This window comes from Brevibacterium marinum (genome assembly GCF_011927955.1).
Taxonomy (GTDB): Bacteria; Actinomycetota; Actinomycetes; order Actinomycetales; family Brevibacteriaceae; genus Brevibacterium; species Brevibacterium marinum.
This window is the reverse complement of record NZ_JAATJN010000001.1, coordinates 280,383-302,974: the sequence shown is the minus strand read 5'-3', so window position 1 is coordinate 302,974 and position 22,592 is coordinate 280,383. Positions and strand designations below refer to the sequence as shown.

At 64.2% G+C, this 22,592-nt stretch carries 17 protein-coding genes; 5 read left to right on the top strand and 12 right to left on the bottom strand.

Translation table 11 applies throughout. The features are described 5' to 3' along the window. Positions 1 to 23 precede the first annotated feature (23 nt). Positions 24 to 1,361 carry an amidase family protein gene (locus tag BKA07_RS01295; RefSeq protein ID WP_209043829.1) on the top strand — a complete coding sequence of 446 codons (1,338 nt, stop codon included), beginning with the start codon at positions 24 to 26 and terminating at the stop codon, positions 1,359 to 1,361. 251 nt (positions 1,362 to 1,612) lie between these two features. Here the strand turns inward: BKA07_RS01295 and BKA07_RS01290 are convergent, their stop codons facing one another. Further along, on the bottom strand, positions 1,613 to 2,968 hold the full coding sequence (locus BKA07_RS01290) for a GntP family permease (RefSeq protein ID WP_167949295.1): 1,356 nt from the start codon (positions 2,966 to 2,968) through the stop codon (positions 1,613 to 1,615). Positions 2,969 to 3,099: 131 nt separating this feature from the next. Next, positions 3,100 to 3,831 (bottom strand): sulfite exporter TauE/SafE family protein, encoded by a 732-nt coding sequence (locus BKA07_RS01285; protein WP_167949294.1) that lies wholly within the window; start codon positions 3,829 to 3,831, stop codon positions 3,100 to 3,102. A 300-nt stretch (positions 3,832 to 4,131) separates the two neighbouring features. Here BKA07_RS01285 and BKA07_RS01280 point away from each other — a divergent pair, with 300 nt between their 5' ends. Continuing rightward, positions 4,132 to 5,472, top strand: coding sequence for an Nramp family divalent metal transporter (locus tag BKA07_RS01280; RefSeq protein WP_167949293.1), 1,341 nt, complete (start codon positions 4,132 to 4,134; stop codon positions 5,470 to 5,472). A gap of 88 nt (positions 5,473 to 5,560) precedes the next feature. Beyond that, a complete protein-coding gene (locus BKA07_RS01275) occupies positions 5,561 to 6,730 on the top strand; it encodes a sialidase family protein (RefSeq protein ID WP_167949292.1) in 1,170 nt (389 codons plus the stop codon). 75 nt (positions 6,731 to 6,805) lie between these two features. Here the strand turns inward: BKA07_RS01275 and BKA07_RS01270 are convergent, their stop codons facing one another. The 3 genes from BKA07_RS01270 to BKA07_RS01260 all read right to left on the bottom strand — a co-directional run bounded on the left by BKA07_RS01270 (position 6,806) and on the right by BKA07_RS01260 (position 10,223). Then, positions 6,806 to 7,597, bottom strand: a complete 792-nt coding sequence (locus tag BKA07_RS01270) for a DeoR/GlpR family DNA-binding transcription regulator (RefSeq protein ID WP_167949291.1) — start codon at positions 7,595 to 7,597, stop codon at positions 6,806 to 6,808. A gap of 290 nt (positions 7,598 to 7,887) precedes the next feature. Further along, positions 7,888 to 8,880 carry a 4-hydroxythreonine-4-phosphate dehydrogenase PdxA gene (pdxA, locus tag BKA07_RS01265; protein WP_167949290.1) on the bottom strand — a complete coding sequence of 331 codons (993 nt, stop codon included), beginning with the start codon at positions 8,878 to 8,880 and terminating at the stop codon, positions 7,888 to 7,890. Next, positions 8,877 to 10,223 carry a four-carbon acid sugar kinase family protein gene (locus BKA07_RS01260; RefSeq protein WP_167949289.1) on the bottom strand — a complete coding sequence of 449 codons (1,347 nt, stop codon included), beginning with the start codon at positions 10,221 to 10,223 and terminating at the stop codon, positions 8,877 to 8,879. Before BKA07_RS01260 ends, pdxA begins: the two co-directional genes overlap by 4 nt. A 139-nt stretch (positions 10,224 to 10,362) precedes the next feature. On the opposite strand from BKA07_RS01260, the gene BKA07_RS01255 reads away from it, so the two are divergent. Both BKA07_RS01255 and BKA07_RS01250 read left to right on the top strand, forming a co-directional pair. Further along, positions 10,363 to 11,343, top strand: a complete 981-nt coding sequence (locus BKA07_RS01255; protein WP_167949288.1) for an aldo/keto reductase — start codon at positions 10,363 to 10,365, stop codon at positions 11,341 to 11,343. Positions 11,344 to 11,437: 94 nt separating this feature from the next. Continuing rightward, positions 11,438 to 12,331, top strand: a complete 894-nt coding sequence (locus BKA07_RS01250; protein WP_167949287.1) for a dihydrodipicolinate synthase family protein — start codon at positions 11,438 to 11,440, stop codon at positions 12,329 to 12,331. A 112-nt stretch (positions 12,332 to 12,443) separates the two neighbouring features. Here the strand turns inward: BKA07_RS01250 and BKA07_RS01245 are convergent, their stop codons facing one another. The 7 genes from BKA07_RS01245 to BKA07_RS01215 form a co-directional block, all read right to left on the bottom strand. Further along, complete coding sequence (locus tag BKA07_RS01245) at positions 12,444 to 13,388, bottom strand: phosphoglycerate dehydrogenase (RefSeq protein ID WP_167949286.1); 945 nt, start codon at positions 13,386 to 13,388, stop codon at positions 12,444 to 12,446. After that, positions 13,388 to 14,845 (bottom strand): Nramp family divalent metal transporter, encoded by a 1,458-nt coding sequence (locus BKA07_RS01240; protein WP_167949285.1) that lies wholly within the window; start codon positions 14,843 to 14,845, stop codon positions 13,388 to 13,390. Before BKA07_RS01240 ends, BKA07_RS01245 begins: the two co-directional genes overlap by 1 nt. Before the next feature lie 357 nt (positions 14,846 to 15,202). Then, the gene (locus tag BKA07_RS01235) at positions 15,203 to 16,645 is read right to left on the bottom strand and encodes a lipase family protein (protein ID WP_167949284.1); all 1,443 of its coding nucleotides are present in this window, start codon (positions 16,643 to 16,645) and stop codon (positions 15,203 to 15,205) included. A 464-nt stretch (positions 16,646 to 17,109) separates the two neighbouring features. Continuing rightward, the gene (locus BKA07_RS01230) at positions 17,110 to 18,546 is read right to left on the bottom strand and encodes a purine-cytosine permease family protein (RefSeq protein WP_167949283.1); all 1,437 of its coding nucleotides are present in this window, start codon (positions 18,544 to 18,546) and stop codon (positions 17,110 to 17,112) included. 154 nt (positions 18,547 to 18,700) lie between these two features. Further along, positions 18,701 to 19,840, bottom strand: a complete 1,140-nt coding sequence (locus BKA07_RS01225; protein ID WP_167949282.1) for an acyl-CoA dehydrogenase family protein — start codon at positions 19,838 to 19,840, stop codon at positions 18,701 to 18,703. Positions 19,841 to 19,844: 4 nt separating this feature from the next. Continuing rightward, on the bottom strand, positions 19,845 to 21,002 hold the full coding sequence (locus tag BKA07_RS01220) for a CaiB/BaiF CoA transferase family protein (RefSeq protein WP_167949281.1): 1,158 nt from the start codon (positions 21,000 to 21,002) through the stop codon (positions 19,845 to 19,847). A gap of 660 nt (positions 21,003 to 21,662) precedes the next feature. Next, positions 21,663 to 22,532, bottom strand: a complete 870-nt coding sequence (locus tag BKA07_RS01215) for an EamA family transporter (RefSeq protein ID WP_167949280.1) — start codon at positions 22,530 to 22,532, stop codon at positions 21,663 to 21,665. Positions 22,533 to 22,592: the final 60 nt, after the last annotated feature.

The window sequence follows — 22,592 nt, the reverse complement described above, 5'->3', positions numbered from 1 at the left end:
AAACACATCAGGCAGGTGGCTCTGTGCAGAGCCTTGAACGGACTCTCGCAGCGGTCGAAGGCAGCGGTCGAGATCTCAATGCGGTGACCTCAGTGATGAGCGATCGTGCACGCACGCTTGAACGGAAGACCGCCGAACGTGCTTCGGCGGGCCAACCGGCTCGCAGCCTCGACGGCGTTGCCTTCGCTGTCAAGGATGTCATCGACGTGGCGGGACACCCGACGACGATGGGTTCGAAGGTCAGCAGCGGACCCGACCCGAGCACGACAGCCCCTGTCGTGAGTCTGCTGGAGCGAGCGGGTGCTCTGCCGGTTGCGAAGACGAACTGCCAGGAATACTCGTACGGCATCCTCGGCGATGAGAGCGCCTTCGGTCGTGTCATCAATCCGATCGACCCCGCCCTGTGCACGGGCGGATCGAGCTCCGGGTCTGCGGCACTTGTCGCTGCAGGGATGGTCCCGCTGGCTCTGGGAACGGACACCGCCGGATCCGTGAGGGTCCCCGCCGCCTGCCAGGGGATCATCGGGTTCAAACCGACATTCGGCGCGGTCCCGACCGAGGGAGTGTTTCCACTGTCGCCGTCCTTCGACACGGTGGGGCTGTTCGCACGCGAGCTGCCGCTGCTCGCCGAAGCATTCAAGGTGATCGTCGGGGGCCGTCAGGGCCCGACTCGCGCAGAAGCCTCACTGGCCGGAACGCCAACAGCCTCACGGACGCCCGGGGCCTCACTGGCCGGGACGCCGACTGTCGACCTGAGCTTGCTGAAGCCGGCAGACGAATCGTCGACAGAGGCACTGACCTGGGCCGAACATCACCTCGGCGAGTCAGCGCTCGCGGCAGCCACCTCGGCGAACTTCGATCGTCTGACCCACCTCATCGAACGGGGGATCGGCTTCTACGACATCGTGCGACGGTACGAGGCCTACGTGCTGCACAAGCAGTTCCTGGATGACCAGGGCGAGCAGTACCAACCGGGAGTCTGGGCGAAGATCCTCGCCGGCCAAGACATCGCCGAGGCTGACTACCGATCCAATGTCGCCTCTCTGGACGAACTGCGAGCCTCCGCCGAATCGTTCTTCGACGACGTCGACTTCTTGATCACGCCCGCCATCGACGGTGAGGTGACCGAGTGGGATGAACTCGGCCCGGGATCGGCCGCGAAGTTCATGCGTTACTCGCTGCCGTTCAACGTTCTGGGATGGCCGGCAGTGACGCTGCCCATCGGCGCTGCAATCGAGGGGGCGATGTCGGCCTCCGAACCTGCGATGACGGCAGCGTCGCGAGCGAAACCTGCGTCGGTTCAGGTCGTCGGACCACCGCACAGCGATGAGAAGCTGCTCGAATTCGTCGCGGGGCTGTGAACGCGCTTCAGCAGGGGTGAAGCGGTGTTCGTCGGTACAAGCTGAAGAGGGGCTCGCCGGCACCGACTGAAGCGGAGATCACCGGCCCCGACTGAAGCGACGTCGTCAGCCCGGCGTCCCCCGAACGGAGTCGTCAGGCCGGCGACCCCCGAACGGCGTCGTCAGGCCGGCGACCCCCGAACGGCGTCTTCAGGTCGGCGACCCCCGAACGGCGTCTTCAGGTCGGCGACTCCCGAACGGCGTCGCCGGCCTCAGAAGAACGGCGTGAGCAGACAGACGATGATGAGCGAGATGACGGAGGCGAGGGCCGTGACAAAGGTCAGCGCTTTCAGAGCGCCCTTGGTCGTCACCTGCATCATCGTCTGGAACATCCAGAAGAAGTTGCTGTTGACCTGCAGGGCGAAGAGCGCACCCGAGCCGATCGCCAGACCGATGATGATCGGCGAGATGTCGAGCTGACCGAGGACGGGCCCGATGATGCCGGAGGCCGCGATCGCCGCCACAGAGATGGAGCCGATCGCCAGATGCAGAACCGCGGCGATGAGCCAGGCGATGAGGATGCTGACGATGACGGGTGCGGCGGAATTCGCGGTGAACAGCCCGCCGAGAACGTCTGCCAGGTTCGTGGCGCTGATGACTTCGCCCAGCGAGCCTCCGACACCGGTGATGAGGAGAATCTGGCCGGTGGTGCTGAACCCTTCTTCCATCGACGAATTCGTCTTCTGTCGTCCGTTGAATATCTGGGAGAGCACATAGGCGATGACGAGCCCCAAGAAGAGGGCGAAGACCGGATCGCCGAGGAAGTCCGTGATGGAGTTGGCAGCGTCGAAGGCGCTGAGGATCGCTCCGGAGGCAATGAAGATCAGCGGTACGTAGACCGGGCTGAGTGCCAAAGCCAAGTGCGGCCGGCGAGTTCGAACGGCGGTGGTTCCACCGGCCTCGGGCGAATCGTCCTGCTCGGCTTCGGACACGGTTCCGGTCTCATCGGTCTCGGGATTCCAGAAGCCGCGCTTCACAAGGAAGGAGTAGACGAACACTGTCAGCAGGACCGTGGCCACACCGACGGCGAGTCCGATGCCGAGCATCTGGGCAAGCGGAATGTTCAGGAGTCCTGCGATCGAAATCGTGCCGAGACCGGGTACGACGAACACGTATCCGACGAGGATTCCGGCGGTGACCGAACCGGCCATGATGCCCAGTCCGCGACGACCGAGCGCCGGTGCCGCATTTCGGGCCAGAGGCGAGGCCAGCACGAGCTGCACATCCACGTAGATCGAAGGGAAGACCGCGGTGAGGGCTGTCGCCAGCGCATAAGGAAGTTTACGAGGTCCCAAAAGTCTGAGGAGCAGCTCGACGAATCTCTGCAGAGCCCCCATATTGAACAGCAGTGCCCCGATGAGCACACCGAAGCCGATGAGCAGGCCGACCTCGGCCATGATCGATCCGAACCCTTCGACGATCGTCGTCAGAGTCCTTTCCAGGCCGAGCCCCGCAGCGATGCCGTAATACATGGCGCCGATCACCAGTGAGATCACTGGATCGACCTTCAACAGTATGATGAGCAGGACGACTGCGAGAATTGCGATGATTGCGTGGAGAATGACCATTGGCTGCTCCTCGTTGAGCGGAGAAAAGTGATTAAGTCATTTAATCACTTTTCGGCTGAGAATGACAGGCGGCATCCCCGCAGAGTGAGATGTTCTCGAGGGCACTCACCGCGAGATGCTCTCGACGCCGCTCACGGTGTGAGCAGTGAAGCGGTGACCTCTCCGATGACCAGAAGAGCCCCGACGATGGAGGCGCCGACGGCCACACGGTAGAGCACCGTGGAATTGGCGCGACGGATGACCAGATTCGACAGCAGGAGTCCGGCGACCATGAATGGCAGCAATGTGGCCGCAGCGATGAGGTGTTCGCTCCTGACCTCACCGCCGATCGTCAGCCCCGTCAGCGAGAGGATGCTGCCGATGGTGAAGTAGGCACTCATCGTCGAACGCATCGATGAGGGGTCGAGCGACCGGAGCACGAGGGCGATGGGCGGCCCGCCGATGCTCGTTGCCGTGCCGAAGATTCCCGAGACGCTGCTGGCGAGGAACATGTTCCGTCCTCCGGCCGCGGGCGACCAGCCCACCAGGCTGAACCCGACTCCGCCCAGTACTGTGACCGCCAAGAGCAGCGACAGGCCCTCATTCGGCAGCAGCACCACGGCGGTCGTGCCGATGGCGATGCCCGGCAGGCGGCCGAGCACGCCCCAGCCCACGAGCTTCCAATCCACATCTGCGCGCTCGCGCAGAAAGGCGGTGAGAGATGTGAGCACTGCCAGCAGAAGCAGCGCGGCCGGGAGCAGGTCCGGCTGGAGCAGCACGAGGACCGGAGCCGTGATCATCCCGAGCCCGAAGCCGACGGAGCCCTGCACGCAGGCCGAGCCCAACACCACAGCTCCGATGATGAGGTAGTGGGCCATCTCCATCGAAGCTCTGCTCCTTCGCACTGCATCGTTGCGGATCGGGTGTGCCAGTGTGGGCCGAGAGCTCGGGTTCGTGCTCTCATTGAGCGACTATCATCTCACCTAACTGCGCATATCGAGCCGAATGTCCACTATTCGGAATATATATTGCGCAAAACACGCAGAAATGAGTTAGTCTCTACGTAGACCACGCATGTAGGTGGATGTACGCAACGAGTGCTTCCGCATGAATGCGGCACCGGTCGTCAGTCATCCGATCGTCTACACACTGGAGTGCGCGCCATGGCCACCGACGTCCATAGCATGGATTCATCACAACCACGCCAGTTGCCTCTCCCGCGGGGGCTCGGCCTCGTCACATCCGTCGGCCCGGGCCTGGTGCTGGCAATGTCGTTCCTCGGCACAGGTGACCTCGTCAGCTCCTCGGTGTCCGGTGCCTCCTACGGGTACGCGCTGCTGTGGACCCTGGTCCTGTCGTTGGTCGCTCGCACCTTCATCATCTCGTCCATCGCGAAGTACACGCTGATGAACAAGCACGGTGACACTCAGATCCTCGACGGCTTCGCCCGTTTGGCTCCCGCGCTCCCCGGCGTCATGGCCGGAGTCGTCATCATCGCCGGGTTCATCACCCAGGCGACCTTCGTTCTGGCCGCGGCCACCGGACTGCACGAACTCACCGGCGGCCAGTGGGGCGGCAGCTGGGGTCGATTCTTCTGCGCGGTGGCCATCGTGGCGCTGACCCTCTCGCTGGTCATGCTGCGTAAGCAGTTCGTCGTCCTCGAGTACTTCGCACGATTCGCCTCCGTCGCGATGATCGTCGCCTTCGTCTACGCGCTCATCAAGATCGGGACCTTCGACATTGCAGGATTCTTGGAGGGGCTGGCCTTCGAGATCCCCGAGGAGCAGAACACCTCTGCCTTCGCTCCCATCGTCATCGCCTCGGCGACTATCGGCACCATCGCCGGGAACATGCCCAACCTGCTCTATTCCGGGTTCATGCGCGACAAAGGATGGGTGGGGCCGAAGTATCGCCGGATCCAGCAGTTCGACCTCATCGCCGGAATGGCACCGCTGCTCATCATCAACCTGCTGTTCTGGATCGTGGCCGCCGAGTTCAGTGCCGGACATCCGGGTTTCTCGATCTCCGACGAATTCGACCTCTCCCACATGCTCTCCGTCGCTGTGGGCCCCCTCGGCCCCTTCTTGCTGTGGATGTGCATCTTCTTCGCCGCGATGACGAGCTTCCCGCCGCAATCGCGCGGGTTCTCGCAGCTGGCGATCAACGGCATCAACCACTCCGTGCCCTCGATGCGCAAGTACCTCGGCCGCGATGAGGAGAATCCCGCATTCCGGTGGATCCAGGCGATCGTCTTCATCATCGTTCCTCTGGCCTCGACCGTTCCGGGTGCGCCCGATCTGGTTTCGCTCAACATCGTCGGGACGGCGATCTCGACCGTGCTCAGCCTGCCGATCATCGTGGTCTGCATCCTCCTCCTGACATCGCGGAAGAAGCACATGCACAGGTACGCGGTGAACCGGAAGTGGCAGACGGCGCTGCTGGGTATCCTCGGCATCATCGCGATCGTCGTCGGAGTCCAGATCGCCATGCAGATTCCGTCGATGTTCGAAACCGCCTTCGGGTGAGTCCGATGGCTGCGGCGAACCCGATCATCCTGATGACCCCGATGGCCCTGAGTATCCCGACGCCGACCACACAGCAAAGGAACCACTTATGAACCTGCTCACGAATCCGAGTCTCGACCACGTCCCCGCGGCGCCGGCCGACGGCAGGCTCAGGTACTTCGAGGATTCCGACAGTGCCGCGGCCATCATCCCCACCGACCGCCGGTCCAACCATGCGCCGTCGATCCTCGACCTGCCGGAGGGGAGGCTGCTCGCGGCCTGGTTCGGCGGCAGCGACGAGGGCAACAAGGACATCGACGTCCTCGTCTCCGACTTCGATCCGTCGACCGCGGCCTGGTCGGAATCGCGGGCCGTGACTCATGACGAGATCCGCTCCGATCAGAACCCGGGGCTCTTCCGTGCTCCCGACGGTCGAGTGTGGCTGGTCTACACGTCCCAGTCATCTCGGCAGTCCGGCATTCCCGAGACCTTCAACCTGCAGCACACCTCGGTGGTGAAGGCGGTTTGCTCGGAGGACGACGGGGCCACCTGGACCGAGCCCGAGACGCTCTTCGACCGTGAAGGCACATTCTGCCGCCAGCCCATCCAGGTGCTCAGTGACGGCCGGTGGATCCATCCCCAATGGCTGTGCTTCGATGACGACTCGAAGAACGGATCTGATCAGCCGGTGCTCCAGATCTCCGAGGACGCAGGCAGCGCCTGGCGACAGGTCGAATTTCCCGACGCCGCCGGTCGGGTTCATCCCAATGTCGTCGAACTCGCCCCGGGGCGCCTCGTATGCCTGTTCCGCTCGCGCTTCGCCGATTGGGTCTACATCAGCCGGTCCGAGGACGGCGGAGACACCTGGACAGAGCCCGAAGCGACAGAGATCCCGAACAACAACGCCGGTCTCAGCGCCTTCCTGCTGCCCTCGGGAATGCTGGCTCTGGTCTCGAACGAGCACCAGATCGCGCAGAGACCCGCCGAGGTGGTGTGGCCGTATGAGCGGATGAGGATCGTCATCGCCGTGTCCGACGATGAAGGCCGGACGTGGCCGGTGCGACGAGTCATCGAGCCCGGTGACGGTTTCGCGGGCGAGGGCAATCTGCGCAGCAACCGCCGTCAGGAGTACCCACACGGCATCGTCGACTCCGAGGGACTCATCCACGTCGTCTACGCCTACAGCTCACGTCGTGCGATTCGCCACGTGGTCTTCGCCGAGGACTGGATTTCGGGAGTCGAGGACCAGGTCCACACCGACTGCAAGCTCTGGGGCTGATCTCAGCCGACTGACACACAGATGAACGAGCTCCCTGCCGGTTGCCGGTCAGGGAGCTCTGGCGTCGTTTGGGCCTCAGTCGCGAGGAGGCTGAGCGACTCCCATTCCGTCGACGGTGACCACCGTGATTCCGCGGGCTTCGAAGGCTCTGATCTGTTCCGCCTCGGCGGAGTCGTCGGTCACCAACGTCCACCCGTTGCCCAGGTCTGCCCACGCGTGGAACGGGCGCTGCCCCAGCTTGGCGGCGTGTGCGACGACGTGGACGTGGGTGGCCCTGCGGCTCATGAGTTCCTTGAGGCGAACCTGCTCGGGCGTTGCTTCGCAGACGCCATCCTCAGCGGTGACCGCGTCTGCTCCGAGGAAGGCGAAGTCGAAGGTGAACTTCTCCAGACCGACCTCGGTGATCGGCCCGATGAAGCCCTGGCTGATCGAGCGATATCGACCGCCGAGCAGAGTGAACTCGACGTCTGGCGCCCCTGCCATCTGCTGCAATGAGGTGAGCCCTGTGGAGACCACGGACAGCGGGGCGGTCTCGCGCAGGGCTCGAGCGATCTGCGCGGTGGTGCTGCCGGCGTCGAGAAGCACATGCGAGCCGGTCGGCACCTGACGGGCGCACCAGATGCCGAGGGCCCGTTTGATCTCCGGTGCCTCGAGGGAGCGTTCGTCCAGCGTGCTTTCGGATTCCGTGGAGACGGCGATGACACCGCCGTAGGTGCGCGCGAGGTCTCCTGCGTCGGTGAGTCGGGCGAGGTCGCGACGGATCGTCGAGGCAGTGACTCCCAGCATCTCCGACAGAGTCTCGACGCTCATCTCGCCCTGTGCCCGAACCCGCTGGATGATCTCTTCGCGTCTGTCGCCTGCGTTCATCTCTCTCCCGATGCCTACATTCGGTGTGCGATCCGTGTTGTGTGCGGTGTGCATTCCGTGTCGGATGCACCTCGTGCCGCTCGTCTCTGGGCGGCTCGTGGTCGTGCGGCCACTGTATCGCGAAACCTCGCTCCCGCTTGAATTCGCGGTGGAGGAACGCTGATGGGGCGTTCCGGGTTCGCATCCGGAACTGCCGATCGCTCAGACCCTGCCGCTCGCTCGCTTCCGGAACTGCCGATCGCGCAGCCCGTGCCGATCGCTGGCTTTCGGCAAGATGGATCCGGTGGCCCTCAGACAGCAGCCAACGCTGCGGCCTGCCGCATGGCCTCGCTCATGCTGGCCGTGTCGACCTTGCCGGTACCGGCGATGTCGAAGGCCGTTCCGTGGTCCACCGATGTGCGGATCACCGGCAGCCCCACGGTGATGTTGACGCCGGCTTCGATGCCCAGGACCTTGATCGGGCCGTGGCCCTGATCGTGATACATGGCGACGATGAGATCGTAGTCGCCGCGACCGGCGAGAAAGAAGGCCGTGTCGGCCGGCAGCGGCCCGGCGGCGTCGATGCCGTCGTTCTGCAGTGCCGAGATGGCGGGAATGATCTTCTCCTCTTCCTCGCCGTACCCGAACAGGCCGTTCTCTCCGGCATGCGGATTGATCGCGCACACCCCGATATGCGGATGCTCGATGCCGGCTCTGACCAGCGCCTCGTTGCCGCGCCGGACCGTGCGCTCCACCAGGCCGGGTTCGATCCTGGCCACCGCGTCGATGAGACCGATGTGGGTCGTGACGTGGATGACGCGCAGCTTGGGGGAGGAGAGCATCATGGAGACCTCCTTGGTGCCCGTGAGCGAAGCGAGCATCTCCGTATGACCGGGGTACTGGTGGCCGGCCGAATGCAGCGCCTCCTTATTCAGGGGAGCTGTGCAGATGGCCTGGACGTCGCTGGACATGGCCAGCTCCGACGCCCGTTCGATATAGCGGAACGCGGCGTCGCCGGCGACGGTCGAGAGCTCGCCCCAGGGCAGATCGGCGGGCAGCAGATCGAGGTCGATGACGTGGATGACTCCCGGACAATCCCCAGCCTCGGAGGGCGAGTCGATGGTGCGAATCGCGACCTCGGTGCTGAGGGCCTCGGCGGCCCGTTCCAGCCGGGCGGCGTCTCCGATGACGACGGGTCGGGCCACGGCGAGCACAGTGGGGTCGAGGCAGGCGGCGACGCAGATCTCCGGACCGACGCCGGCCCCGTCTCCCATTGTCACTGCGACGGTGGGACGCGAGTTCATTCGTTCTCCTTCGTGGTTCGCGAAAAGGTTCGCGGTGGTGGCTGAGGTTCGCGGTGATGCGGCTGGACGGGCGTGGACTGGGACAGTGCCTCGTGGATGAGCGTGAGGGAGGACTCGTCGCCCTGACCGCCCGGTCGGGTGACGACTCGGCAGAGCTCCGTGCGTGCACCTGATCTCGCCGAGGTGGTCGGGACCTGTGACAGGACGGCCCCCGGGTGGATCTCCCGAATCGTGTCGAGGGCTCGGACACCGAGGCGGTCGAGCACTGCCCGAGCCGTTTCGCCGCCGGTGGCGGCCAGGTGGGCCGGGCCGAAGCCTGTGAGGGACTGCGCGACAAGCTCGGCCAGCAGTCCGGGCAGGGGACGGGCATCGACCGATTCTCCGGTGTCCGTGAGCCGGACGACGAGGTGGGCCGTGGTCAGTCGTTGTCGCACCCGTTCGGCGGCGGAGGACAGGGCCATGGCATCGTCGCCCCAGGCGGCCACCTCAGTCGCCGGGAAGTCGAACACATCCACCTTCGCCTGCGTTCGGAGGTGATCCAGCTGGTCATCGATGCGATCCGCAGCTGTGCCGACTGCGAAGAGGATCGGGAGTTCCGATGTGCCCGGCTGATCCACACGGGCCTGCGAGGGGCTGGAGCCGGTGGGCGGTATCGGGCGACTGGAGCGAATGTCCGCGAAGGCTCTGACAGCTGCCGCGGAGCCGACGACCAATGCGCCGACGGATTCCGCCAAGGCGACGACCCGCCTCAGATCATCCATCGTTTCGGCATCGGCGGTGACCAGCCGGGCAGCGCGAAAGCGGGAGGCGAGTTCCTGCGGCTCATTGGTGCGCAGTCGGCGCAGGTCAAGGTGGGCAGGCGGTTCGGGGCACAGGTCGCGCAGGTGTGTCGGGGCCGAGCCGTCCTCGACGTCCCACGCTGTCGTCTCGTCGAGTCGGATTCCATCGACGAGGGGGACGCCATCGACGACTGTGCGGTTCTGTTGGGGGAGGGCCGGGGCGAAGAGCACGGGGCCGGACGAGCGATCCAACGCTGCCGAGAGGTGTGCTGCGATATTCCCCCGCAGCAGCGAATCGATCTTGATGACGGTGAAGCGCTCCTCGTGGCCCGGACTCGCAAGTGCGTTCCGTGTGCGTGAAGCGGCAGCCGCGGGGGAGACATAGCGGCAGTCGAGATCGACGGCGACATCCGATGACGAGTCGGCACCGATCTCGAGAGAGTAATCATCTGGGTCTGGGCTGGAGAGGATGATGCGCACGGCAGTGCCGAGCGTGACTGCGGCCTCGGCCGCACCGCTGAGATCGTCTGCGAGGACGAGGACGCCTGTGTCTGAAATCGACATGGCACTCCTCTGCGTCCGGTCCTGCTGGGTTTCCAGAATGTCATATGTGCGTGAAGTGCGCAAATCGTTGCACGATACGCGCAGAAATGAGATGATTCCAGCACGCGGACCGCATGACCGACTCGACGAGGAGAACCGAATGACAGCAGACACGAGCCTCACCATCGATGGTGTCGCAGTTCCATTGTCACCGCTTGTGCTGGGCACGATGACCTTCGGTGACACGGTGCCCGAAGCGGTAGCTCACGAGGTGATCGAAGCGGCCCTGGCTGCGGGAATCACCGGCATCGACACCGCCAACGGCTATGCGAAGTCGGTGACCGAGGGACTCATCTCGCCCGTGGTGAAGAAGCACCGTGATCGGCTCGTGCTGGCGACCAAGGCGGGCATGCCGCATGCCGATGCCGGAGAGAACTCACCGCTGTCGGCAGCGGGGCTGAGGGCAAGCGTCGAGGGGTCGCTGCGGCGACTCGATGTCGATTCGATCGACCTCTTCTATCTCCATCAGCCTGATCGCGCAGCCGCTCTCGACGAGACCCTCGAGACCGTCGCCCAGCTCCGTGCAGAGGGCAAGATCACCGCACTCGGCCTCTCGAACTATGCCGCCTGGCAGGCTGTCGACATCATCGCGGCAGCCGAGCGGGTCGGCGCTCCGAAGCCGGCCGTCGCGCAGAACGTCTACAGCGTTCTGGCGCGGCGAATCGAGGACGAATGGCTCGAATGCGGTGCGGCGCACGGGATTGCGACGATGGCCTACAACCCGCTCGCCGGCGGTCTGCTCGCCCGGCGGCCCTCGACCGAGGGTACGGGCGATCGCTTCAGCGATTCGGTGCTCTCGCAGATGTACTCCCAACGCTATCTCTCCGACTCCGTCCTAGCGGCGGTCGAGGCCTTCGCCTCGGTCGCCGACGAGGCCGGCATTCCGCAGGCCGAACTCGCTCTGCGCTGGGTCGCAGGAGGCGAGGGCATCGATTCGCTGCTGCTCGGCGCCAGCCGCGTCTCTCAGCTCGAGACCAATATCGCCGCGCTCGCGAAGGGGCCCCTGCCCGCCGACGTGCTCACCGCCGTCGACGATGCTACCGCCTCGGTGCGGGGATCGCAGCCGCAGTACAACCGTTGAGACGGCACCGTGCCGCGCAGGCGCGCCTCGCGCCTCTCCACTGACCTCGCAGTCCCGCTCAGTCCTGACTGCGCCAACCGCTCGAAGGGAAATCATGTCATCCGTCAAGGGAATCCTCGCTGCGATCGCCACCCCGTTCGACGAGGACGAGAACCTCGTCGAAGCCGCCCTGCGCGGTCACGTCCGGCGCCAGCTCGACGCCGGCATCCACGGCATCTTCGCGCTCGGCACCAACGGTGAGTTCTACGCCCAGACTCCGGCAGAGCGCGCCGAGGCGGCTCGCATCGTCATCGACGAAGTCGGTGGGGCCGTTCCCGTCGTCATCGGCGCCGGCGGACCGACGACGAAGAAGACCGTCGCGATCGCCGAGGACGCAGCCGCTGCCGGTGCCGACGCGCTGTCGATCATCACGCCCTATTTCGCCGCGGCATCGCAGGACGAGATCGCCGCCCACTTCCGGGCGGTGGCGGAATCCGTCGATGTCCCGGTCATCGTCTACAACATCCCCGCCCGCACGGGCAACGCCGTGGCGCCGGCGACGCTCGAAAAGCTTGCCGAAGTCGACAACATCACGGCCGTCAAAGATTCGAGCGGCAACTTCGACACGATCCTGCAGTATCTGGAACGTACGGACCGAGGCAGCTTCGACGTGATCTCCGGCAACGACTCGCTCATCCTGTGGACGCTCATCGCCGGCGGGGCGGGAGGCATCAGCGGGATCGCGAACATCTATCCGAAGACTATGGCGTCGATCTACGATCTGTTCCTCGCCGGAGACCCCGAGGGAGCGCGTACCGCACAGGAGAGCATTCGCCCGATTCGCAACTGCCTGGCTCTGGGCAACCCCAACACCGTGGTCAAGCACGCGGCGAACGTCCGCGAATTCGGCCTCGGCCCTGCCCGGGCGCCGTTCAACGCTCTCTCCGACGAGGCGAAGACGACGATCGAAGAGACCGTCATCGCCGATGTGGAACATGGCTTGGCCTGAGCGGCCTGTCTGGTTGACGTCGAACTGAGACGTGGGAGGGGCTGCGCCGATTGGCGCAACCCCTCCCTCTGGTGTGACAGCCAGTGTTGTGACAGTCACCGTTGTGGCCGTATCAGCTCACGGGGAAACGGGGATCTTCTCCCTGCAGTACGCGGACGACGTCCTCGACGGCCCAGGAGCCCATGTTCGCGTTCGCGATGTCCGAGTAGGCACCGATGTGGGGAGTGGCGATGAGGTTTGGTGCGTGCATCAACGGACCGTCGGCAGGCGGCGGCTCGGTGGCGAAGGCATCGAGAGCGGCGAACGACAATCGGCCCGACTCCAGGGCGCTGATCAGGGCATTCTCGTCAATCAAACCTCCACGGGCGGCGTTGATGAGACCAGCACCCTGCGGCATCGAGTCGATGAGCTCTGCAGACAGCAGAGGTTCCTGCCCACCGGGGAGGTGGAGAGTGAGGAAATCTGACTCTGCGACCACCTCCGTGAGACTGCGCGGCTCAACACCTGCCTCGGCGATGGCGTCATCCGGCACGTAGGGGTCGTATGCGGCAATGCGCAGACCGAATCCGGTGGCGCGCTCGGCCACGGCACGACCGATGCGCCCGAAGCCGAGAATGCCCAGTCGCTTACCGCTGAGCTGACTGCCGAAGAACACCTCCCAACGGCCATCCCGGAGTGAACTTTCGGCGGTCCTGATCTTCCGAGCGCCCATGATGAGGAATCCCAGCGTCAGGTCGGCGACGGATTCTGCGTTGGCCCCCGGCGTATTCACCACTGTCACCCCGGCCTCCGCAGCAGCGGCGAGGTCGATGTTGTCGACCCCGGCTCCGTGCTTGGCGACGACCTTGAGACCAGGGCAGGCGGCGAACACCTCGGCGTCCATCCGATCGAGCCCGACGAGAACCGCCTCGGCGCCGGAGATCTCTTCGATGAGGTTCTGTCCGGACTTGGGATGGTTCTCGGTCCGGTAATCGAGCTCGATATCCAACTGGGCGGACCGCGCACTCGGTGAATCAGAGTAACTGCCGAAGGAAGGGGTGAGGACTGTGAGGCGCATCAGGCTCCGATCTCGATTCCGAATGTCTCGAATACTGTGTAGATGCCGAGCAGGCCGATGGCAAGGGATGCGAAGACCAGCATCACAGTGAAGAAGGTGTTCGACTTGAACTCCGGCGGGACCTCGCGTGAGCGCAGGTGCCAGACGGCGATGACGACGGCCACCAGGAAGACGCCGCTGGCGACACCGCCGATCTGGACCATGATGACGGGCGACTGGATGATGAGATAGCTCAGCGCCCAGATGACTGGGAACGCGACGGTGAGGACGCGGATGATGCGCGTACGAGTGCGCAGATTCGTCCAATCGAAGGCGCCGAGGATGGAGATCGTGTTCGCCCACAGCCGCGGCACGCTGGCCGAGGAGGCGATGAACGTCGAGAACAGGACGGCGAAGGCACCGATGAGGAAGACCCAGTGTCCGATCTCGCCCATCGTTGACGAGTACATGGACGACAAAGTCGTGATCATGTCGTTGCCCTCTGGGACGAGGCCCTGAGGGTGGAGGATCGCCGCACCGATGACGTAAAACGACATCGTGCAGACAGCAGAGACGATCCAGGAGACCAGAACGTCGGTGCGCATCACCGAGATCCATCCGCGCGCGCGGCGTGCACGCTCGTCGGTGCCGTCGTTCGGCCCGGTGTAGCGGGCGTAGCCCTTCTCCAGGCACCAGTAGGTGTACGTGGTCATCTCGTCAGCCCCCACGCCGGTGATGCCGAACATCGCGACAGCGAAACCGAGCGTGCCGGCCGGGATGGCGAACGTGAGACCGGTCAGGACATCCGCGGAGTTGTAGGCGAAGTCCGTGAAGGGCAGGGAGAGTGCGAGTCCGACCGTGGAAACGGTGAAGATGATGACTGCGGTGACGGAGAACTTCTCGACGATACTGTACTTGTTCGTCACCAGCAGTGAGATGACGACCGCGAGGGAGACGACCGTCCAGAAGACGAGTGAGGGTGTGGACAAGGGGTCCCCGAAGACAGGGAGCATGATGGACAGGGCAGCGACGGCGCCGCCGATGATCCCTCCGCGTTGCAGCACCTTCGCGAAGTCCATGAGGATCCAGAGGAGGTTGATCCACCCGGCACGGCCGATGAGGCGAGAGCCGACGTGACCATAGCCCTCAAGTGCAGGTTTGCCCGAGAGGATCGTCCACTGTGCGATTTCGAGCTGGACCCAGACCTTGACCGCTGTGGAAATGACGACGAGCCAGAGCAGGACGAAGCCCGCCTTGGCTCCCAGCGCCGTGGTGGTGATGAGTTCGCCCGAGCCGATGACCGCGGCGGAGATGACCAGGCCGGGGCCGAGATACTTGAGTTTGCCGGCGAATGTGGTCGGCGGTTCGAGGACGTCACGAGGATCGAGATGATACGGGTCATCGTTCGTGCTTATGGCTGTGGGTGAGCCCGGTGGGCGTGCGGTCGAGTCCCCTGAAGCGGTGCGATTCGTGTTCATTCTCGGCTTCCTCGCGCGATGTGCGGTCCAAATTTCACCGTCGAGTCCGCCGCCCGCCGTATGCGGCGCAGGTCGGCCCACATCTGTGAGAACAGCAACTTTGGTGCGAAGTACGCAACGGCAGGACGCTCGACTGAAGCAAGTCTGCCAGTAGTGCGTGATGTGCGCAACATGTGTGCATAAATTGCGCATACAAGATGGTTCGTCAGGAATGGTCGTGGGTGCCCGCAGGCGCTCTGCCGGCGGCACTCTCGCAGAATGTGGAGCAAGAACGCCGCAGTCTGCATAAAAAGTGCGGCATCGCCCATCCTGTGGACAGGCGATGCCGCTCCTCGTGGCTGCTCGAGTCGGTGCCGCTCACAGCCTCCAGCAGCTGTCGAGGGGTGCCTTGTCGTCGAAGGTGCGGTTCGTGAAGATCTCGACGCGGGGGAGTGCGGCGATGTAGCCGCCGATATGGGTCGGTCCCAGGTTGTCCTCGAATGCGACTCTGTTGCCCGCGTCGCACCACGTCGAGGCGAGTTCCCTCCCCAGGCCGAACGGCACCACATCGTCGAGTCGACTGTGGTTGACGAGGACGGGGACGTCGGGGATGGGCGACTGTCCCAGGAGCTGCTTGTCAACGATCGGTCTGAACTCTTTGTCAACGATCTCCTGGAAGGAGTTTCCGTCCTTCGTCAGCGTCGTCGTGTCGGTGAAGGCGTGATTCACAAGCGCCTCGATCGTGCACTGGTTCGAGGCGCTCTCTGCAGCGTCGAGTCCCTTCTGGTTGAGGTACTCGGAGAGCTCGACCCCACTCTGTTCCGCGAACGAATCGATGCCGTAGAGGAGGAAGGCCGTATACACATTGGAGAGCTTCGAGACCGTGTCGTAGAGATCCGTGGGCACGGCTCCCGCGGAAGCGGAGGCGATGTTGAGGTCGGGTGCCCAGTCCGATGCAAGCTCCAACGCCGCCGCGGTGGCCTGCCCGCCCTGCGAATAGCCGCGCAGTTGGAGCTTCGTATCGCCGTCGATGTCACTTCCCTCGACGTTCTGAACCGCCTTGGCCGCATCGAGCACGGATCGGCCCTCTTCGACACGATTGAGGTAGTGGTGCGTACCTTCGGTGCCGAGGCCCACGTAGTCGACGACGACCACCGGTCGCTTCGCCGCCAGCGCCGAGGTGACGGAGATGCCTTCGTACTCGGTGCCCATGGCCATCTGACGACTGGGGGCGCACTTATCGGCGATTCCCTGAGTGCCGGGTGAAATGACAACCGCGTCCTTCGCAGGGGCACTTGCGCCCTTGGGGGTGAGCAGGGTGGCGGTGGCGGCGCGCGCATTGCCCTGTTCGTCGGTGGTCCGATACATGAACGCCGTCGTCTTCGCATCGTGCTTGATGAGCTTGATGGGATCGAGGTAGAACGTCGACGGCGCCTGTTTGAGCACAGCGCCGTCCTCCTCCGGCAGCTGGTTCGGCGTCTCGTAGAAGTTCTCTGGCACCGCGTCCGAAGGCAGATCCTCGAGCGCCGCGGCGTATTCGACGTCAGCGGTGGTGACCTCGTCTGACTTGTCGACGGCGGCCCTCGCTTCCTGGACGCTGACGCCTTCGGGCACATTGCTCCGGTTCAGTGCATCGGAGTCCTCGGCCTGCCGGTCCTCGATGAGATCCGTGGCTTCTTGCTCCGTCTGCGGCACCAGCGACTGCGCGCCGGCGGGCGCTGTTGCGGTCCCCAAGGTGAGAGCCAGGCCGGTGACGGCCGCGGCACTCAGCACTGCGAAGCGTCGTGCATGGGGGAGTGTTCTGTGACGGGACGTGCTCATACGTGTGGTCCTCTTCTGTCGTTTCTCTCGGCATTGAGCGTGTGCGGACAGTGATTGCGTCGCCGGCCGCTGCGGCGTGGGTGACGTCGATGCGGCCGTCGGTGGTGCAGGGCCTGAATGGTGGCAGGCATCACAACCCTACTCGATAGTAGAACTAATCAGTAACATTTCTTATCGGGCGATCGAGTAGAGGGCAGGTCGCCGCAACTTCGTCCAGTGCGAAGAGGGACAGGTCAGGGCGAGGGGTTGAACGAGTCGGCGCGACCAAGAAAGGAACTTTCGGTGTGTTCTGGAGGCCAGAAATCACACCAAAAGTTCCTCGAAGAGGGCAGGGCGCTGCGGTGAAGCGGCCGGACGGTCCACCGCACCGCTCCTCGGCTGCGGTAGCCGTGCCGCCGCACGCGACCCCGCCACACGCAGCCGTGCCGTCGCACGCGACCCCGCCACACGCAGCCCGCTTCGCGTCAGCTGCGTGCCGCGTCGAGCTCCTCCACCTCGGGGTAGATCGTTTCAGCGGGCGCAACACTGCGGTTGCGGAGCATGAAGTAGTAGAGGACGAAGGTGACGGCGATGCCGACGAGCCAGGAGATGTCCGCACCGCCGAGCTTCGAGACCATCGGGCCCGTGTAGAAGGACTGCGCGAGGAACGGGATCTGGACGACGACGCCGACTCCATAGGCGAGGAGCGCCCGCCAGTTCCAATTCCCGTAGCGACCGTCCAGCCTGTAGAACGCCGGGATGTCGAAACGATCCTTCGAGATCAGGTAGTAGTCGGTGAGGTTGATGATCGACCACGGGGTGAAGACCATGAGCAGCGTGAGGACGAAGTTCTTGAAGTTCGCGAGGAAGTCCGCTGAGGCCACGAGGGCGACGAGCACCGTCAGGGTCACGATTCCGATGACGAAGACAGCGCGGGTCCAGCGGCGGATCTTCGCCTTCTCGCCGAAGGTGGTGAGGATCGTCAGGGTGCACATGAAAGCGCCGTAGGCGTTGAGCGTGTTGACCGTGAGCTTGCCCAGCAGGATGACGATGAAGATGAGGAGGGCGTAGACGCCTCCGCCGACGATGTCGCCGACGTAGCCGACCTGATTCTCGACGAATTCGTTGCCGGACTCGGTCATCGCAGCCGCGCCGATGAGGGCGCCCAGGGTCATCGACCACTGCGAACCGATGACCGAGCCGCCGAAGGTGAACCAGAAGGTCTTGGATGACGGTGTCGACCGCGGCAGATAGCGCGAGTAGTCGGCGACATACGGGCCGTAGGTCATCTGCCAGCCCACGGACAGGGCGATCGCCGAGAGGAACGCGGGGAACGCGAAGCTCGAGTTCGAGACCAGTCCGGGAACGTCGATCTGCGTGATGACGCAGACCGTGATGAAGAGGAAGCCGAGCAGGCCCGTCACCGAGGAGATGCGACCGAGCACGTGGATGTACTTGTACCCCAACAGTGCGACCAAAGCGGTGAGTGCGCCGAAGATGATGATGCCCACCGCCGGAGTCTCGACGCCGATGATGAGGTTGACGGCTTGGCCCGAGAGCACGGCACCGGTCGAGGCGAATCCGATGTACATGAGCACCACGAGCACCAACGGAATGATCGCGCCGATGATGCCGAACTGCGCCCGTGAGGAGATCATCTGCGGCAGTCCCAACTGGGGCCCCTGCGCCGAGTGCAGCGCCATGACGATGCCGCCGATGACGTTGCCGATCGCCAGTCCGATGATCGCCCACAGGGCATCGGCGCCGAAGACGACGGCGAGTGCCCCGTCGACGATGGCCGTGATCTGGGTGTTGGCGCCGAACCACAGTGTGAACTGCGAACGAGGCGTGCCGTGACGTTCGTTGTCGGGCACCATCTCGATGGATCGCTTCTCGATCCCCGAATTGGACGAGCTCGCCATAGGTTTCTCCTTCGAAATCGGAATCAGAGACAGTCTGGCACCGCGGCACAGCTGGTTACGAGGCCCAGATCACACCTTTCGTCCGATATTTCGGAAACTGTCGTGACCGACGCCGAGGTGATTGTGAGTGGCGTCCACGGGCCGCGTCTCAGCCTCAGGCCGTCAGGCTCCGGGCGATGATCGTGCGCTGGATCTCCGAGGATCCCTCGTAGATGCGGTAGATCCTGGCATCCCGGACGTAGCGTTCGAGCGGGAAATCCCGGGTGAAGCCGTATCCTCCGTGGATCTGCAACGCTTCGTCGGCGATGAATGCAGCGGCCTCGGAGGCGGCGAGTTTGGCCGTGGCCGAGGAACGGGTGAAGTCCACCTCGGCGTCCCTCTGCTCGGCGGCATCCATGGTCAGCAGCCACGCCGAGCGGTACTTCGTGTACATATCCGCGAGTTTGAAGGCGATGCCCTGCAGACGGTCCAGCGGTTTGCCGCTGATCCTGCGCTGTCCGGCCCAGTCCACTGCCGCGTCGAGGGCGGCCTTCGAGATGCCCAGGCTCATGGCGGCGACCTCGATGCGACCCCGGTCGAGGACCCGCATCGCGGTCGTGAAGCCCTCGCCTTCGACCCCCAGCAACGCATCCTCGGGGACGATCGCGTCGATGACGAATTCGTAGACCGGGCTGCCGCGCAGGCCCATCGTCTTCTCCGGCGGATTGAAGTCCAGCCCCGCCGAGGCGTCCGCCGTGTCGACGATGAATGCGCTGATCCCCTTGTGTCCGGCGTCGACGTCGGTCTTCGCGTAGACGACGATGAAGTCAGCGAACCCGGCGTTCGTGATGAAGCACTTCGTGCCCTTGAGGTGCCATCCGCCCTCGACTCTCGTCGCCTTGGTCGACATTTCGGCCGGGTTGGACCCCGCACCCGGTTCGGTCAGGCCGAAGGATCCGATGATCTCACCGGCGGCGGCGCGCGGCAGCCAATCCTGCCGTTGGGCATCGGTGCCGCCGAGGAGGATCGAGTCGGTGGCGAGGAACTGCGCAGTGACGATCGAGGCCGTCGAGGCGCAGGCGGCAGTGATCGCGGTGACCATCTGACTCATCGCGACGGATCCGACGCCGGGCCCGCCGAGGGCTTCGGGCAGGTTGAGGCCCATGACCCCCACCTCGGCGATGGTCTTCAGGGTCTCATCGGCCACGCGCTCGTTCGCGTCGGCGGCCGCGGCCCGCGGAGCGAGGATGTCGGTGCTGATCTGGGTGACCGCGTCGACGAGTTCCTGCTCGTCCGCGCTGATGTCGAATCCCATGGTCCTACTCCTTGTTCTGGTGGGGCTCGGCGCCTATCGCCGAGAACTCGTCATTGTGCTCGCCGAGGAGGGGCGCCGGCAGCTCGGATGTCGGCCTGGCGCCGTCGACGAGCAGTGGGTGGCGCAGGTGCGCATGCCCGGTCCGGGCATCGGTGGCTGTGAGGTCGCGGCCTGCGGTGATGGGGCCCTCGATCGCTTCGGCGAAGTCGAGGACGGGGGAGTTCGGGACTCCTGCCGCGTCGAAGATCGTGCACAGCTCGGCCACCGTGTGCCCGGCGGTGAACTCCTCGATCTCTGCCCGCAGCGCCTCGTCGTTGTCCGAGCGGACGGAATCGGTGGCGAAGCGCTCATCGGCGACCAGTTCCGGTTTGTTCAGCGTCTGGGCGAGGACGGCGAAGAGCCTGTCGTTGGCGACGGCGATGACGACGAGTCCGTCGGAGGCGGCGTACGTGTCGAACGGCGCGGAGATCGGGTGGCGGTTGCCGACGCGTTTCGGAGCCGAGCCCGCCGCGTGGATGGCCGTGTTGGTCGGCTGCATGGCGAGCATGACGTCGAGCATCGGAATGTCGATGTGGGCGCCCTCGCCCGTGGTCTGGCGGTGGAACAGTGCGCTCGAGATGCCGAAGGCGGCGAAGACCCCGGCGGAGACGTCGGCGATGGATTCGCCCACACGGGTCGGGGAACCCTCAGGGGAACCGGTGGCCGACATCAGACCGCTCAGCGCCTGGATGACGGTGTCGTAGGCGGGACGCTTCGCCTGGGTGCCGGACTGGCCGAAGCCGGAGATCGAAGCGTAGACGATATCGGGTCTGACGGACTTGATGTCGTCGAAGGACAGCCCCAGTTTGGCCGCAACTCCCGGCCGGAAGTTCTCCACGACGACATCACAGGTGCGGATGAAATCGAGCAGCTGTTCGTGTGCTTCGAGATCCTTGAGGTCGGCCTCGATGGAGCGCTTGCCCCGGTTGAGTGAGGTGAAATAGGTCGAACCGGTGTCGGTGAAGGGCCCCAGGCGACGAGAGTCGTCGCCATGACCGGGCATTTCGATCTTGAAGACCTCGGCACCCTGATCGGCGAGCATGCCGGTGGCGTAGGGGCCGGCCAGCACCCGCGAGAAGTCCGCGACCCTGACCCCGTTCAACAGCTGCTTCCTTGCGTCCATGAGGTCAATCCTCGGTGCGGAAGAAATGGAAGACAATGAGGTCGCGAACATTTCAGTCCGACATATCGGATGGCTGATGTGGCGTGTGTTTTCTGTGCCGGCTTCATCTGCGGCCGTGTTCCGATGCGCGTGCGGCAGCGACCCGACGTGTGGGGCCGTGCGGCCGTAAGTGGGCACGTCTCGTTCCAGCGTTGAAAAAGCTCTCAGACAGGCATCTAGCGTTCCTGGCCAAGGACTTTTTCGCCGTTGGCTGGACGATCCGAGATCTCATGACAGCACTCGACACTCTGCCGAACGGCTGGAAGCAAGGGCAGTTGGTCGGCGGCCAATGGGTGCCATTCTCAAGAGCCGACGGGACCCCCGCAACTCGACTCGGGCACTGGGTGAACTGGCGACTCAACCACTGGCGAGACGAGGGCGCTGTCGTTGAGTTCCCCGCCCAGACACGTGTTCGCCGAGCAACCTTAGTCAAACAAGCCTGCCTCGTCCAGTTCCGCGCCCACTGTGAGCGAAATCGGAAGCTCCGTCGACGCCGGTAAGTGAGTGTGCCTCTCGTCGACGGAGACGGCAAATTCGGACGATCCCGTACAACCGCTTCTCAGCTAGTCAGGTTGGTGGAGGCTGAGAACACGTTCGTTGCCGACCCGAGTCGCAGATTCGCTATCCTGGGCTGCGATCTTCATGAGTGGCAACGGCTGCGATGACCAGGCTGACGCCAGCGATTTCCGGGCCGGTCGGGATCTGCCACAGCACGAGTACGCCAATAGCGGTTGCCGTGGCGGGCAAAAGTGCGGACAGCAGGGCGTAAGTTCCGCGGGGCATTCGGCGCATTGCCAGTTGGTCGAAGACGTACGGAATGACGGAAGAACTGATGCCCACGCCGACTGCAGCGCCCAGTATGACAGGGTCAGCGAACACAGGCAGCGCATCTGCGATGCCCAGCGGCAGCCCTGCAATGCCTGCAATGATCATTGCCGCGGCGAGACCGTCGATGCCGTTGAGGTGTTGGTGTCTTGATACACGATGTGCGATGACGATGTACCCGGCGAACAGCGCCATATTGATGAAAGCAAAGGTGAAGCCGAGTGGCGCTCCAGCAAAGCGCACCTCGCTAAGGACTCCCACTCCGACGATGGCAAGCGCGACGGCGGCTAGGTTGCGCAGGCGCCGCACCGCGAAAGCCGCAATGACTATGGGGCCTAAGAATTCAATTGCTGCAACTGTTCCGAGAGGAAGCAGATCGATGGCGAGATAGAACGAGGTATTCATCAGAGCGAGCAGGACTCCCCACAGCAGGACGGTGGTGCGTTCCCGGCGCTCCGCAGCTTGCCATGCTCGCCACGGCCGCCGCCAGACCGCGAAGACGGCCGCCGCGGTAACTATTCGAAGCCAGGCGACTCCGAAGGGATCCACGACAGTGAACAGCAGGACAGCGAAGGACGGCCCGAGGTAGTGAAAGATCGCTGAGCCGATGAAGTAGACCTCTGGTCGACGTCGAGTCAACTCGGTCAGTGTGAAATCAGGAGACATGTCTGCCTAACGGTCTAATATTATTTAGAAAGTTATATAAGCCTATCGCTGCGTGCTAAC

Coding starts and splice junctions, on each gene's coding strand:
- BKA07_RS01290 (WP_167949295.1), bottom strand. CDS start 2,968: ATGGTCATTCTCCACGCAATCATCGCAATTCTCGCAGTCGTCCTGCTC.
- BKA07_RS01285 (WP_167949294.1), bottom strand. CDS start 3,831: ATGGAGATGGCCCACTACCTCATCATCGGAGCTGTGGTGTTGGGCTCG.
- BKA07_RS01280 (WP_167949293.1), top strand. CDS start 4,132: ATGGATTCATCACAACCACGCCAGTTGCCTCTCCCGCGGGGGCTCGGC.
- BKA07_RS01275 (WP_167949292.1), top strand. CDS start 5,561: ATGAACCTGCTCACGAATCCGAGTCTCGACCACGTCCCCGCGGCGCCG.
- BKA07_RS01270 (WP_167949291.1), bottom strand. CDS start 7,597: ATGAACGCAGGCGACAGACGCGAAGAGATCATCCAGCGGGTTCGGGCA.
- pdxA (WP_167949290.1), bottom strand. CDS start 8,880: ATGAACTCGCGTCCCACCGTCGCAGTGACAATGGGAGACGGGGCCGGC.
- BKA07_RS01260 (WP_167949289.1), bottom strand. CDS start 10,223: ATGTCGATTTCAGACACAGGCGTCCTCGTCCTCGCAGACGATCTCAGC.
- BKA07_RS01255 (WP_167949288.1), top strand. CDS start 10,363: ATGACAGCAGACACGAGCCTCACCATCGATGGTGTCGCAGTTCCATTG.
- BKA07_RS01250 (WP_167949287.1), top strand. CDS start 11,438: ATGTCATCCGTCAAGGGAATCCTCGCTGCGATCGCCACCCCGTTCGAC.
- BKA07_RS01245 (WP_167949286.1), bottom strand. CDS start 13,388: ATGCGCCTCACAGTCCTCACCCCTTCCTTCGGCAGTTACTCTGATTCA.
- BKA07_RS01240 (WP_167949285.1), bottom strand. CDS start 14,845: ATGAACACGAATCGCACCGCTTCAGGGGACTCGACCGCACGCCCACCG.
- BKA07_RS01235 (WP_167949284.1), bottom strand. CDS start 16,645: ATGAGCACGTCCCGTCACAGAACACTCCCCCATGCACGACGCTTCGCA.
- BKA07_RS01230 (WP_167949283.1), bottom strand. CDS start 18,546: ATGGCGAGCTCGTCCAATTCGGGGATCGAGAAGCGATCCATCGAGATG.
- BKA07_RS01225 (WP_167949282.1), bottom strand. CDS start 19,840: ATGGGATTCGACATCAGCGCGGACGAGCAGGAACTCGTCGACGCGGTC.
- BKA07_RS01220 (WP_167949281.1), bottom strand. CDS start 21,002: ATGGACGCAAGGAAGCAGCTGTTGAACGGGGTCAGGGTCGCGGACTTC.
- BKA07_RS01215 (WP_167949280.1), bottom strand. CDS start 22,532: ATGTCTCCTGATTTCACACTGACCGAGTTGACTCGACGTCGACCAGAG.